A 14,001-nucleotide genomic window follows, 5' to 3' on the forward strand; every position below is an offset into this window, starting at 1 on the left:
ATTGAACAGAAAAAATAACTTTCAGGAGGATTACAATGACTACCGCAATTGAATACGCACGGCGCGCTCAAAAACCAAGTGCAACATTTTTAGGGGATAATGTTGCATGGGAAAAAACTACGATCAATTGAGTATTGAAGAGCGGGCAATGATACAAACGCAACTGGAGATGGGGGTCAAACCTGCCGCAATTGCCAAGTCCATAACCCGGTCAGCCTCTACCGTCTCACGTGAACTTCGGCGCAATGGCTGGAGCCGCCCGAAAACGCCTCGCGGCCCTGGACGACCGGCTGTGGCGGGAGGCTATCGTGCCGAGGCAGCCCACAAACGTGCGCATGGCTGCACGATCAAGCCGCGTGTTGAGGGTCGCCTGCGACTGGGAACCACGCTGTGGGATTCAGTCATGCGCCACCTGAAAGCAGGCTACTCACCGGAGCAGATTGCTGGCACACTGGCGCTTGTGCATCCAGATACCCCTACCTTGCAGGTTTCCCATGAGACCATCTACACCGCCATCTACGCCATGCCGCGTGGCGAACTGCGCACGGAAGTGATTGGCTGGTTGCGTTTCGGCCATGCCAAGCGCCGTCCCCGTGCGCGTGGCGAAGACCGGCGCGGACGGATTCCTGACATGGTCAGCATTCATGACCGTCCGCCTGAGATTGAAGAGCGGTTGATCCCGGGCCACTGGGAGGGTGACTTCATCAAGGGCGCGCATAATCGCTCATCTGTCGGTACGCTGGTGGAACGGACCACGCTGTTCACGGTACTGGCAAAAATGGAAAATGCGACGGCTGAGGCGACGTTGACCGGCTTCAGTCATGTGCTCAACCGCATTGATGCGCAAAAGCGCCTCTCGTTGACGTACGATCAAGGCAGGGAAATGGCGGCACACCAACGGCTGACAGAAACCACAGGGGTGAAAGTATATTTTGCCGATCCACACAGCCCCTGGCAGCGCGGCATCAACAAGAACACCAATGGTCTGTTGCGGCAGTACCTGCCCAAGGGGAGTGACTTGAGTGGTTTCACGCAGGAGGAGCTGGATGCGATTGCCTGGCAACTCAATACCCGACCACGCAAGTCACTGGGCTTCAAATGCCCAGCCGAGTTGTTTACACCAGACTCTTTCGATTTCAGGCAGCATCACGCTGCGCTTTTTGCACTTGGTCATTGAAACCGCCCTACTTTGGAATCTCACTTGTGATATTTATCGATATGCGCGCTATTGATCTTTTTGTTAAGAGTGTTCCGCAAACATAACATTGCATTCAAGGGGGCACGCCTTGGCGAGGCATTTTTAGGTGTCGGGTTTCATCAACGCAGGGGCGTTGTTCCTGCTTCATCATTGGCGTGCCCCTTAATTTAACGTTAGAGATTAGCCTGGGCGCACATAAATAGCCATATTTTTATATGGTGTTCCATCTGCCACTGTGCTAAGCTGATTTTATGAAGAAAACTCGGTTTGAGTGGGACGCAAATAAGGATGCTGAAAACCAGAAAAAACATGGAATGCCGTTTTCTCTGGCGCAGTATGCCTTCGCTGACCCCCCCGCCGTGTCATAGCCGAAGACCTCATTCACAGTGAAACTGAAAAACGCTATTTCTGTTTCGGCGAGGTCGAGGGCGGCATCCTCACCGTCCGTTTTACTTATCGCGGCAGTGTAATTCGTATATTTGGCGCCGGTTACTGGCGAAAAGGCAAGGCAATTTATGAGCACGAAAATCAAATACACCGATAAACCCATTGAGGCCAAGATTATTCAAGACTTTCTTCCTCCACCCGAAGAGCTTGCTTTCCGGGAGGAAGGAGTGAAGGTTACCATTGCTCTTAGCAAGAAGAGCGTCGAGTTCTTCAAATCTGAGGCAACAAAGCACCATACCCAGTATCAGCGCATGATACGTAGTCTCATCGATAGCTATGTGGAAGCCTACGACAAACCTCTGACATCACGCTCAACTCGGCCCATACGCAAACGGGCATCTGGTTAGATTCAACGTTAGAGGTTCACGCGCACAGTGAAGAAGAGAAAAAATCTCTCTTAAGAAACACCTACCAAGTGATTGATTTAGCATGAGTGTTTTAGGCAGGCTGCTCAGTGGCGACGAGTTTCATACCGAGCTTTTCGGCGCGCTTGTTCAACTGATGTAGCACGCGTTCGCGGTACCGCTCCTCGTAGTAGTGCTGCCCCTGGTCGGTGTACTCCTCGCCCTTGGTCAGCATTGCGTAGATCAACCGAGCCAGCTTGTGAGCGGTGGCTGTCACTGCTTTGGGTTTGTCCATGCGTGAGCACATCCGACGGAAGTATGCGCCCAGCGCCGATTGGCTGCTGCGTAACGCGGCAGCAGCCAATCGCAGAGCCTGGGCGGCGCGATTGGCGCAGCGCTTGGTCTTGCCGGAGAGCACCTTGCCGCCAGTAATCCTGGTGCCCGGGCACAACCCCATCCACGAGGCGAAGTGCTTGTCCGTGGGGAACCGTGACATATCGGTGCCCACCTCTGAGGCCACCACCAGCGCTGTGGTGACGTCGATACCGTCGATGCGCGTGAGGTCTACGCCGCACATCTTGAACAGCTGCGTGCGCAGATCAAACTTCGGGGCATTGCGCGCGCGGCCTCTCTTCTTGCCCTTGGCGGGCTCGCCGTCGTGAACTTGCAGGCTTTGCAGTTGCTGCTCAATCTCCCGGTCGCGCTCGGTCAGTTGCGCGCCATAGAAGTCGAACAAGGCCAGCGCCTGCTTGAGTGCAAACAGATGCTCAGCTCGCCAGTTGCCCTGCAGGCTCTTGGCGATGTCCTCGGCACTGGCATGGATGCGCACATTCTTCATCGCGGCCAGCACCCGCCCGTCACGTTCTCCAGCCACGATGGCGCGCAGAATTTTCTGCCCCGTCTCGCCAACCACGTCGGAGATGACATTGGCCAGTTGGATGTTCATCTGCGTGAGCGCCTTTTGCATGTGCTGCACATGCCGTGCCTGGCTGCGTAGCAGCATCGCCCGCTGGCGCGACAGCGAGCGCAGCGCGCATACGTTGTCGGCCGGACGAAACGCGCCGTGCAACAGGCCGTAGCTCATGAGCTGTTGCAGCCATTGGCAGTCCAGCACGTCGGACTTGCGGCCCGAGACATTCTTGACATGCCGTGCGTTGACCAGCAGCACGGTGAAGCCACGCGCCTCCAGCAGTTCATACAAGGGGATCCAATACACACCCGTGGACTCCATCGCCACGGTGTCCACGCCGCACGCGGCCAGCCAGTCGGCCAGACGATTGAGATCGGCGGTGAAACTCGGGAACTCGCGCACCGGCTCGTCGTCTCGATCAGGCGGTACAGCCACAAAATGCGCGGCGCTGCCTATGTCGATACCGGCAGCGTTGGGGTGGGTCAGGCACAAGGCCTGTCGGGACGTCGGGGACTTCAAACTCAGCGATCGATTGCGTTGCGCCATGACTTGCTCCATTATTCGTTGTGGAATGTGGCGCCGGATCGGGTACGTCGTCTTGCTCACTCTCTTAAACGGGATATCGAACCGTCGGCCAATGGCCTGCGAATCGATTCACCAATGTCGATGACGTCACCCATGACCACGCTAACATGCGGGCAATGTGCACCATTGCTATTCCGGTCTTCCCCAGCGCCGCATTCCAGTTTGCCACAACGTGGCCACCACGTGTTTCTTCGGCGCGATTTGCGGCAACGGGCCGATTACTACGCTAATATCCTGGACGGTGGTGCGGGCAACGATACTTATCTGTTCGGTCGTGGATTTGGGCAAGACCAGGTAAGCAATTACGATCCCCTGAGCACGGATGACAAAGTGATTTTCGGCGCAGCCATTGCCGCCGATCAACTCTGGTTCAGCAAAGACAACAATGATTTGCGTGTCGGTGTGCTTGGCACTTTCGATCAGGTTACGTTGCAAAATTGGTATTTGGGTAATGCCTATAGGGTTGACAAATTCCAGACTTCGGATGGCTCAATGCTGCTGGATAGCCAGGTTGAAAACCTGGTCAACGCCATGGCCGCTTTCGCACCGCCACCTCCTGGGCAATTAAATCTGTCACCAGAGATGCAATCCGCATTGGTGCCGGTGATAACAACGAGCTGGCAGTCGAGCGCGGCGTGATTGGGGAATGAAGAGGGACGGCAGCCGTGGTGCTGCCGTTTCGTGCTTGTTGCCTGCTATCGAGAGGTGTTGCGGTCAGATTTGCGATGCCAATAGAAAATGCTGGCCAGCGCATTCTCTGATATAATTGTTGTGGAGTTGGCCAGGCAGCCGCGGTACCCGCGAGGGTATGGAGGAAAGTCCGGGCTCCACAGGGCAGGGTGCCAGGTAACGCCTGGGAGGCGCGAGTCTACGGAAAGTGCCACAGAAAATATACCGCCGATGTCTCGCAAGAGGCAGGTAAGGTTGAAATGGTGCGGTAAGAGCGCACCGCGCGGCTGGCAACAGCCGTGGCAGGGAAAACCCCGCCCGGAGCAAGACCAAATAGGGGAACGATGGTGCGGCCCGCACTGTTCCCGGGTAGGTTGCTTGAGGTGTGCGGTGACGCACATCCCAGATGAATGGCTGTCCACGACAGAACCCGGCTTATAGGCCGACTCCTTTATTTTATTTCAACATGCTGATCCCTCCCCGCTCTTAATGTTTTGCTGTAAACATCCTCGCCAACTTTTTGATTTAATTGCCGCTTGCCCCCCTTCTTGTTCTCGCCTGTTTCCGTTTTCCGCGTTGTTGCGCTAAGTCACTGTCCGTAAAGCAGGAATTTATCTATTTCCGTGGTGTTTTTTCTTGACAGGGGGGGCTTGTGATACCTATAGTGTCGGCAAGTGGGGTAAAGTGGGAAAAAGTGGGGTATAGGTTTTGTTTCGCGGGGTCACTTCACTGAGTTTGGATACCAAGGGCCGCATGGCAATGCCGGCCAAGTATCGTGATCGCCTGCAGGATTTGTGCGGCGGTCAGCTGGTGATCACCGTGGATCGTGATGACCGCTGCCTGTTGGTGTATCCCCTGCCGGAATGGGAAGAGATCGAGCGCAAGCTGGCGAAGTTGCCTAGCCTCAACAAGCAGGCGCGCCGCCTGCAGCGCCTGTTGATCGGTCATGCCACCGAGTGTGAGCTGGACAGTGCGGGCCGTATCCTGCTGCCTCCCAAATTGCGGGAGTATGCCGGGCTCGACAAGCAGGTGATGCTGCTTGGTCAGGTCAACAAATTCGAGCTGTGGGATGAGCAAGTCTGGAATGCCATCTGGTCGAACGAAGAGGCAGGCGAGGAAGGCCTTTCCGCGGAGCTGGAGTCGTTGTCGCTTTAGTGGAGTTTAAGAGCCTATCCGTGAATAAATCATCCCTGCGTTGCTGCCCCAAAACACGCCAGGCAAGGCGCGAGGCGCGAAGTTTGGTTGTTCCAAATAAGCGGCGAGCAACGCCGCATGGCGTGTTTTGGGGCGCAACCCGAAGGGACGGGGCCGGTTTTGCGCAGTGCGGCGTCACGCTTCGCTCATGTGCAACAAGCACACTACGCTCAGCGTTCCTTGCCCTGCGCAAAACCGGTCTCCGTCGCAGGGATGATTTATTCACGGATAGGCTCTAAGTATGGAATCCGGCGCCACAGTGACTGACACCTATCTTCACCGTCCAGTGCTGCTGGCGGAGGCGATAGACGCCTTGAATATCACGCCCGCGGGCATCTATGTGGATGCCACCTTCGGGCGCGGTGGTCATGCGCAAGTGATATTGCAGCGGCTGGGTCCGCATGGTGCATTGCTGGGCATCGACAAGGATCCGCAGGCCGTGGCTGCAGCGCGGCAGATGTTCGAAGGTGAGCCAAGATTTTCGATTGAGCGGGGGACGTTCGCCATGCTTGGGCAGTATGTTCAGGAGCGCGGTTGGATGGGTAAGGTCAACGGTGTATTGCTTGATCTTGGAGTCTCATCGCCTCAGCTGGACGATCCCCAGCGTGGCTTCAGCTTCCGGCAGGATGGGCCGCTCGATATGCGCATGGATCCCGCAACGGGTATCAGCGCAGCGCAGTGGCTGGACGCCGCCTCGGAGCAGGAGATTACATCGGTGCTGTATACCTACGGTGAAGAACGTTACGCCCGGCGCATTGTTCGCGCTATCGTTGCTGCCCGGCAGGAGGCACCTATCACTACCACCGGTCGCTTGGCGGCTATCGTGGCCGCCGCCAATCCGGCCTGGGAGCGAGACAAACACCCCGCTACGCGCAGTTTTCAGGCGATACGCATTTTTATCAATCACGAACTTGAGGATGTGCAGACTTGCCTGCCGCAGGTGGTCGAGTCGCTGGCGTCCGGCGGACGGCTGGCGGTGATCAGTTTTCATTCCCTGGAAGACCGGATCGTAAAGCGTTTCATCCGTGAACAGGTGCGCGGCGATGACTTTCCGCCGGGGCTGCCGGTGACGCAGGCGCAGTTGCGTCCCCGTTTGCGTGCGGTGGGCAAAGCGATATATCCGGGTACTGAGGAGTTGCAGGGCAATCCCCGTGCGCGCAGCGCCGTGTTGCGCGTGGCGGAGAAGGTTTAAGAAAATGATGGCGAATAACTCAAAAACTTCACGGCTGGCCTTGTTCAATAGCCGTTATTTCAGGGGCGGTCTTCTGACGGGGGCGGTGCTGGTGTCTGCCCTCGCTGTGGTCTATACCAAATATGAGAGCCGCAAGTTGTTTGTCGAATTGCAATCCCTGCAGAAAGTTCGCGACGATATGGCTATCGAGTGGGGGCAGTTGCAGTTGGAGCAAAGCACTTGGGCGACGCATGGCAGGATTGAAGGCACGGCGCGTACTACCTTGGGGATGATTCTGCCCCCACCCGAAGCCGTGGTGATCGTCAAGCCATGATGCAGGATACGCCCCATACCCAGCCGGTCAGGCTCCTGGTGGTGCTGGGTGTACTGGGTGCGATCACCTTGTTGCTGGTATGGCGCGCACTGGATCTGCAAATACTGAGCAGGGATTTTTTGCAGGATCAGGGTGATGCGCGTCACCTGAGAGAGGTGGTGTCGCCCGCGCATCGCGGCATGATTGCTGATCGCAATGGCGAGCCGTTGGCGATTAGTACCCCGGTCGACTCGGTGTGGGCAAACCCGCAGGAGCTGCTTGCGGCACGTGCGCAATGGCCGCGTCTGGCGTACCTGTTAAATATTGATGCGAAAGGTTTGGAACGTCACCTGACCAGCCGTGTGGGGCGTGAATTCGTCTACCTTAAGCGTAATGTCAGCCCCGATCTGGCCGAGCAGGTGATTGCGCTGGGCGTGCCGGGCATATCCCTGCAACGCGGGTATCGCCGTTACTATCCGGCGGGCGAGGTGGCAGCACACGTGGTCGGTTTTACCAATGTGGATGATACCGGCCAGGAGGGCCTGGAACTGGCCTATGACGAATGGTTGCATGGTATAGCGGGCAGCAAACGGGTGATCAAGGATCGCTTGGGTCGGGTTGTGGAAAATGTCGAAAGGGTAAGCGAGCCGCTGCCGGGCAAGGATGTGGCTTTGAGCATTGATCGGCGCCTTCAGTATCTTGCCTACCGTGAATTGAAGGCGGCAATCCAGAGCAGTCATGCACGCTCGGGTTCGGTGGTGATGCTTGATGTGAATACCGGCGAGGTGTTGGCGCTGGTTAATCAACCCTCGTTCAATCCAAATAATCGCGCCAATTTGCGCGGGGATGATTTTCGCAACCGTGGCGTTACGGATGTCTTCGAGCCGGGTTCAACGATCAAGCCATTTACCGTTGCCGCGGCGTTGGAAACCGGCAAATTCCGCCCCACCACCATGATTGATACCGGCTCCGGTTTGTTCAAGGTGGGCAATCATACGGTACGTGATGTGCACAACTACGGCGTCATCGATGTATCTACCGTTATCCAGAAGTCGAGCAACGTCGGTGCCACCAAAATGGCCCTGGCGATGGAGCCGAAACAGTTATGGTCGATGTTTTCGCGGGTCGGATTTGGTGCCGCGAGCGGAGGCCGTTTCCCTGGTGAGATGGTCGGCGCACTGTCCGGCTATGAAGGCTGGGGTGAGGTCGAGCGCGCCACCCTTTCCTATGGTTACGGATTGTCAGTGACCCCGCTGCAACTTGCCCGCGCCTATATGGTGCTGGCAGATGGTGGGCAATCCAAGCCTGTCTCCTTCGTGCGTCTCACCGAGCCGCCGCAGGGTGAACAGGTAATGCGCCCTGAGATCGCCGGGCAGGTGTTGAAAATGATGGAGGCGGTGGTGAATACCGGTGGCACTGGCTTGTCGGCGGGAGTGCCGGGTTATCGGGTGGCGGGCAAGACCGGTACGGTGCATAAATCCCAGGCAGGAGGGTATGCGGCTAACCGCTACCTTGCTCTTTTCGCCGGTATGGCGCCCGTCAGTAAGCCGCGCCTGGTAATGGTGGTGATGATCAATGAGCCGAGCAGTGGCGAATACTACGGTGGGTTGGTAGCCGCACCGGTGTTTGGGCGGATCATGGCGGGCGCGCTACGCCTCCTCGATGTGGCGCCGGACGATGTGCAATCGCTGCGGACGCAGTTGGTGCAGGGGGATGGGGTTAACAAAAATGCTGCGGGTATTACGGTGCAGGCGATGCCGGTACAGTCCACGGTTCGTCAAGCCCATGTGTCGAGTCCGCAGCCCAAAAATATGGCGGGGGTATTGTGATGGTGTCGCGTAGCTGCGCATTGAGCATGTTGCTGGAAGGGTACGTACAAGTCGATGCCGCCAGCGATCGGGAGATTCAGGGCTTGTCGATGGACAGCCGCAAGACTCGGCCTGGCGATCTGTTTTTGGCGTGCGCGGGGCAATCTCAACGTGGTCACGATTATATCGCTGCTGCGATTCGGGCGGGGGCGGTTGCTGTTGCCTATGAAGTTGATGGTGAGGCTGCCGCACCGCCGTTACCTGAGCATATCCCTTTGTTCGGCGTTGCGGAGCTGCGTCAGCGCGCCGGATTCATCGCCGAACGGTTTTACGGCAACCCCACGCGCAAGTTGTTTGTGGCGGGCGTGACGGGCACCAATGGCAAGACCTCGTGTAGCCAGTTTCTTGCCCAGGCACTCAATGAGAACGCGCCCTGTGGTGTGATTGGTACGCTGGGTAATGGCCTGTCCGGGCGGTTGGAGGCCGGTACGCACACCACGCCTGATGCGATTTCCCTGCACGCCCTGCTGGCGGACATGCTGGAGAAGGATGCAGAGAGCGTGGTGATGGAAGTGTCCTCGCACGGTCTGGAGCAGGGGCGGGTCAACGGTGTCGCGTTCGACATGGCAATTTTTACCAACCTCAGCCGCGATCACCTCGATTATCACGGTGACATGGCCTCCTATGCACGGGCCAAGCGGCGCTTGTTTGAGATGCCGGGGCTGCGCTATGCGGTGATCAATGCGGATGATCTCTTTGGTAGCGAGCTGCTGCAATCCATGCCTTCGAGTGTGAAAACGATAAGCTATTCCCTTGCTGGATATGCAAAAGGTGATGAGGGCGGCATTCCGTCCCGTCAGACGGCAACCAAAATGAATAGGGTTCACGGCAGAGTGTTGCATCAGGATCTCCATGGTCTGGAAATACACGTTATCACCCCATGGGGAGAGGGGCGTTTCCCCAGCCGGCTGCTGGGCCGTTTCAATGCCAGCAATCTGCTTGCGGTGCTGGCGGCGCTGGTGCTGTCGGGCATAGATTTTCTCGATGCCCTGCACAAGGTCAGCCGGATACGTCCGGTGGCGGGGCGCATGGAATGCTTCGGCGGAAAGGACGGGAAGCCGCTGGTGGTGGTCGATTACGCCCATTCCCCGGATGCGCTGCGGCAGGTTTTGCAGGCCTTGCGCGAACACTGCCGGGGTGCGCTGTGGGTGGTGTTCGGTTGCGGCGGCGACCGTGACCGCGGCAAACGCCCGCTGATGGGCGAGGTAGCGCAGCGCTATGCCGACCATGTAGTGCTCACCGATGACAACCCCCGTCATGAGGATGCGGACGGGATTATCGCAGAGATTGCGGCAGGCCTGCATGAGCCCGGGCACGTGCATGTGCAGCGTGACCGCGCCCGGGCGATTGCCCATGTCTTGAAACAGGCGAAAGAACACGATGTGGTGCTGGTGGCCGGCAAGGGCCACGAGGATTATCAAATCATAGGTGATGACAAGCGGCCGTTCAGCGACAGTGCGCATGTGCGCGCCTTGCTGGGAGAAGGAGCCGAATGATGACGTTGTCCGAAGTGGCCAAGGCGTTGGGCGCCGAACTGCATGGCGAGGATGTGGCGTTCGCGGCGGTGAACACCGATACCCGTACCTTGCAACAAGGGGACCTGTTTGTTGCGCTGCGCGGCGAGAATTTTGATGGCAATACCTTTGTGGCGGAGGCCGCCGCCCGTGGAGCAGTAGCGGCGCTGGTCAGCGCATCTGTTGAGAGCACCTTGCCTACCCTGCGCGTGGCGGATACCCGTCTGGCGTTAGGCCAGTTGGGTGCGGTATGGCGCGGGCGCTTCGCCCTGCCGTTAGTTGCTGTCACCGGCAGCAACGGCAAGACCACCACCAAGGAGATGCTCGCCGCGATATTGGGGCGGCGTGGGCCGGTGCTGGCGACCCAAGGCAATTTGAACAATGACATTGGCGTGCCGTTGACACTGCTGCGCCTGAGCGACAAGCACCATTGCGCGGTGATCGAAATGGGCGCCAATCATCCTGGTGAGATTGCCTATCTGAGCAATCTGGCACGGCCCACCGTGGCGCTGATTACCAATGCTGCCATGGCCCATATCGGAGGCTTTGGCAGTCTGGATGAGATCGCGCATACCAAGGGTGGAATCTATGCGGGCCTGGATGAAAACGGCATAGGCATAGTGAATGCCGATGACGCCTACGCCGGGTATTGGCGCACGCTGCTGGGCGGGCGCCGCTGCATGACTTTCGGCATGAGTAATCCATCGGATGTTTACGCGGTAGCGCAGAGCGTGCAATGCGAAGTGGACGATTCCGCAATTACAACTTCTTTTCATATGCACACGCCCGCTGGTGACGCCTCTGTGGCATTGCCTTTAATGGGTGTGCACAACGTGATGAACGCCCTGGCGGCGAGTGCTGCTGCATTGGCGGCAGGCGCAACGCTTACCGACATTAAGTCGGGACTGGAGGCGATGCGCGCGGTGAAAGGGCGCTTGCAGGTTAAAAAAGGTATCCACGGCACACGCATCATAGACGACACCTACAATGCCAACCCGCCGTCGGTGCAGGCAGCGATCGCCGTGCTGGCCACGGTTGAGGGCGAAAAGGTGCTGGTACTGGGCGACATGGGTGAGCTGGGTGATGATGCGCCGCTGTTCCATGGGCAAGTCGGCAAGCAAGCGAGACAGGCCGGTATAGACCGTCTCTATACGACAGGCGAACTCAGTGCGGGTGCGGTGCGGGAGTTTGGCGCGAACGGGCGGCACTGTGCCGGCCACGATGAATTGATTGCTGCGCTATTGGCGGATCTGGTGGCAGGGACGACCGTGCTGGTAAAAGGGTCACGGTTCATGCGCATGGAGCGTGTAGTTGATGCCTTGGTGGAAAAGGCTTGATTTCTTTAAAGGCCAATTAAATGCTGCTTTATTTTTTTAAATATCTGTCCCAGTTCCACACCGGTTTCGGTGTGTTCCAGTACCTGACGCTGCGCGTCGTGCTCGGAGCGCTCACTGCACTGGCGATTTCGCTGCTGGTGGGGCCGGCGATGATCCGCAAGTTGACTATGTACAAGGTGGGGCAGAGCGTGCGCGACGACGGTCCGCAGACCCATCTGACCAAGGCCGGCACGCCGACCATGGGCGGTGCGCTGATCCTGGTGGCGATTGCGCTGAGCACTTTGCTGTGGGGCGATCTGGGCAACCGCCATGTTTGGCTGGTGCTGGTTGTCACCCTGCTGTTCGGTGTGATCGGCTGGGTGGATGACTATAAAAAACTGGTGCTGCGCAACTCAAAAGGCCTTTCGGCGCGCGCCAAGTATTTCTGGCAGTCGGTGGTAGGGTTTGGTGCTGCGGCGTTCATCTATCACTATGCTGCAACGCCGGCCGAAACCGACTTGCTGATACCGTTCCTCAAGCATGCCTCCATCGAGCTGGGGGTAGTGTTCATCCTGCTCACCTATTTTGTCATCGTCGGCACCAGCAACGCGGTCAACCTGACCGATGGCCTGGATGGTCTGGCGATCATGCCCACTGTTTTAGTGGCAGGGGCGCTGGCGGTATTTGCCTATGTTGCAGGGCATGCCAAATTTGCTCCTTACCTCAGTGTCCCCTATGTCGCGGGGGTGGGTGAGGTCGCCGTTTTTTGCGGTGCAATCGTCGGGGCGGGTCTGGGTTTTTTGTGGTTCAACACCTATCCGGCGCAGGTGTTCATGGGTGATGTCGGCGCCCTCGCCCTCGGTGCGGCGCTGGGTGTGGTAGCGGTGGTGGTGCGTCAGGAACTGGTTCTGCTCATCATGGGCGGGGTGTTCGTGATGGAGGCTGTGTCGGTGATGCTGCAAGTCGGTTCATACAAGCTCACCGGTCAACGCATCTTCCGCATGGCGCCGTTGCATCATCATTATGAATTGAAGGGCTGGCCGGAACCGCGCGTCATCGTGCGCTTCTGGATTATTACCGTGATCCTGGTGCTGATTGGTTTGAGTTCACTGAAGATACGATGAGCGCTGATTGAGCATGGGTGAGGCAAAACTCAATACTTTGATCGTGGGGCTGGGTAAGACCGGCCTGTCCTGCGCGCGCTTTCTCGCCGCGCGTGGGGTGCCGGTGGCCGTGACCGATAGCCGCGATTTCCCGCCGGGATTGGCCGCTCTGGAGCAGGAGTTTCCGGGTATGGCGGTCTTTATTGGCGGTTTTGATCCCGCCGCCTTTGCCGCCGCGCAGCAATTGGTGGTGAGTCCCGGCGTGTCGCTACGTGAACCGCTGATTGCTCAGGCCATAGGTCGCGGTGTGCCGGTGCTGGGTGACATTGAGTTGTTTGCGCGCCATGCTGTCGCGCCCGTGGTGGCGATCACTGGCTCGAACGGCAAGAGCACCGTGACCACACTGGTGGGCGAGATGGCCAATCATGCCGGACGCAGTGTGCGTGTCGGAGGTAACCTTGGCATGCCCGCGCTTGATCTGATCGGTACAGCGGAGCCGGATCTGTATGTGCTGGAGCTGTCCAGTTTTCAGCTTGAGACCACATCCTCGCTCAATGCCGCAGCGGCAACGGTGCTCAACATCAGCGTTGATCACATGGATCGTTATCAGGATATGAATGAATATGTTGCTGCCAAGCAGCGCATTTTTCACGGCGACGGTGTGATGGTGCTCAACATTGATGATCCTGTGGTGATGGGCATGGCGCAGACGGGCAGACGCACTGTGCGCTTTGGCCTGGGTGAACCGGAGTTTAAGGATTTCGGGGTTATGCAGCGGGTGCATGGGCCCTGGCTGGCGCGGAATAGCGAACCGCTGATGCCAGTGACCGAAGTGCGCATCAAGGGTTTGCACAATGTCGCCAATGCCCTGGCAGCACTGGCCTTGGGTGATGCCGTGGGCTTGCCGATGGAGTCAATGCTGCAAACCCTGCGCGAATTTCCCGGCCTGCCGCACCGCAGCCAATGGGTGGCCGAACGCGATGGGGTGGCCTGGTACAACGATTCCAAGGGCACCAACGTCGGCGCCACCCTCGCCGCTCTGCTAGGTATGCCGGACAAGGTAGTGCTGATTGCCGGTGGACTGGGTAAAGGGGCGGACTTTACACCGTTGCGCCAGGCCGCCGCGAACAAGACGCGCGCCGTGGTGTTGATCGGACGCGACGCGCCGCTCATCGAAGCCGCGCTGGGTGGCGTGACGCCAGTGGTGCATGCGGCAAGCATGGAAGATGCCGTGGCTCAGGCACGCCGTCTGGCGCAATCGGGCGATGTCGTGCTGTTGTCACCGGCCTGCGCCAGTTTCGACATGTTTAGCGGATATGAAGAACGTGGCAATGCGTTCACCAACGCAGTGTTGAAGGTGACCGCATGA

At 58.1% G+C, this 14,001-nt stretch carries 12 protein-coding genes, 1 other RNA gene and 1 pseudogene; 13 read left to right on the plus strand and 1 reads right to left on the minus strand.

Annotation, left to right across the window (positions count from 1 at the left end; all coding sequences use genetic code 11):
• The first annotated feature begins 106 nt into the window (after positions 1-106).
• The 3 genes and pseudogenes from M3A44_15645 to M3A44_15655 all read left to right on the plus strand — a co-directional run bounded on the left by M3A44_15645 (position 107) and on the right by M3A44_15655 (position 1,992).
• Entirely contained in the window at positions 107-1,177 is a 1,071-nt protein-coding gene (locus tag M3A44_15645) for an IS30 family transposase (protein ID MEQ6343034.1), read from the plus strand.
• A 272-nt stretch (positions 1,178-1,449) separates the two neighbouring features.
• A pseudogene (locus tag M3A44_15650) lies at positions 1,450-1,742 on the plus strand (BrnT family toxin).
• On the plus strand, positions 1,714-1,992 hold the full coding sequence (locus M3A44_15655; protein ID MEQ6343035.1) for a hypothetical protein: 279 nt from the start codon (positions 1,714-1,716) through the stop codon (positions 1,990-1,992). The pseudogene M3A44_15650 and the gene M3A44_15655 overlap by 29 nt, the downstream one beginning before the upstream one ends.
• A 91-nt stretch (positions 1,993-2,083) precedes the next feature.
• On the opposite strand, the gene M3A44_15660 is transcribed toward M3A44_15655, so the two are convergent.
• A complete protein-coding gene (locus M3A44_15660) occupies positions 2,084-3,445 on the minus strand; it encodes an IS110 family transposase (protein MEQ6343036.1) in 1,362 nt (453 codons plus the stop codon).
• Positions 3,446-3,667: 222 nt separating this feature from the next.
• Here M3A44_15660 and M3A44_15665 point away from each other — a divergent pair, with 222 nt between their 5' ends.
• The 10 genes from M3A44_15665 (at position 3,668) to murD (ending at position 14,001) form a co-directional block, all read left to right on the plus strand.
• Positions 3,668-4,123 carry a hypothetical protein gene (locus M3A44_15665; GenBank protein ID MEQ6343037.1) on the plus strand — a complete coding sequence of 152 codons (456 nt, stop codon included), beginning with the start codon at positions 3,668-3,670 and terminating at the stop codon, positions 4,121-4,123.
• A gap of 134 nt (positions 4,124-4,257) precedes the next feature.
• An RNA gene (rnpB, locus tag M3A44_15670) (RNase P RNA component class A) lies at positions 4,258-4,607 on the plus strand.
• A 254-nt stretch (positions 4,608-4,861) separates the two neighbouring features.
• Positions 4,862-5,308 carry a division/cell wall cluster transcriptional repressor MraZ gene (gene mraZ / locus M3A44_15675; protein MEQ6343038.1) on the plus strand — a complete coding sequence of 149 codons (447 nt, stop codon included), beginning with the start codon at positions 4,862-4,864 and terminating at the stop codon, positions 5,306-5,308.
• Between the two features lie 280 nt (positions 5,309-5,588).
• Entirely contained in the window at positions 5,589-6,539 is a 951-nt protein-coding gene (gene rsmH / locus M3A44_15680; protein MEQ6343039.1) for a 16S rRNA (cytosine(1402)-N(4))-methyltransferase RsmH, read from the plus strand.
• A 7-nt stretch (positions 6,540-6,546) separates the two neighbouring features.
• A complete protein-coding gene (gene ftsL, locus M3A44_15685; GenBank protein MEQ6343040.1) occupies positions 6,547-6,852 on the plus strand; it encodes a cell division protein FtsL in 306 nt (101 codons plus the stop codon).
• On the plus strand, positions 6,849-8,660 hold the full coding sequence (locus tag M3A44_15690) for a penicillin-binding transpeptidase domain-containing protein (GenBank protein MEQ6343041.1): 1,812 nt from the start codon (positions 6,849-6,851) through the stop codon (positions 8,658-8,660). Before ftsL ends, M3A44_15690 begins: the two co-directional genes overlap by 4 nt.
• The gene (locus M3A44_15695) at positions 8,660-10,195 is read left to right on the plus strand and encodes a UDP-N-acetylmuramoyl-L-alanyl-D-glutamate--2,6-diaminopimelate ligase (protein ID MEQ6343042.1); all 1,536 of its coding nucleotides are present in this window, start codon (positions 8,660-8,662) and stop codon (positions 10,193-10,195) included. Before M3A44_15690 ends, M3A44_15695 begins: the two co-directional genes overlap by 1 nt.
• Entirely contained in the window at positions 10,192-11,550 is a 1,359-nt protein-coding gene (locus tag M3A44_15700; GenBank protein MEQ6343043.1) for a UDP-N-acetylmuramoyl-tripeptide--D-alanyl-D-alanine ligase, read from the plus strand. Before M3A44_15695 ends, M3A44_15700 begins: the two co-directional genes overlap by 4 nt.
• 20 nt (positions 11,551-11,570) lie before the next feature.
• A complete protein-coding gene (gene mraY, locus M3A44_15705; protein MEQ6343044.1) occupies positions 11,571-12,653 on the plus strand; it encodes a phospho-N-acetylmuramoyl-pentapeptide-transferase in 1,083 nt (360 codons plus the stop codon).
• A 13-nt stretch (positions 12,654-12,666) separates the two neighbouring features.
• Positions 12,667-14,001 carry a UDP-N-acetylmuramoyl-L-alanine--D-glutamate ligase gene (murD, locus tag M3A44_15710; protein MEQ6343045.1) on the plus strand — a complete coding sequence of 445 codons (1,335 nt, stop codon included), beginning with the start codon at positions 12,667-12,669 and terminating at the stop codon, positions 13,999-14,001.

The sequence above is a fragment of the Gammaproteobacteria bacterium genome, assembly GCA_040183005.1.
Lineage (GTDB): Bacteria > Pseudomonadota > Gammaproteobacteria.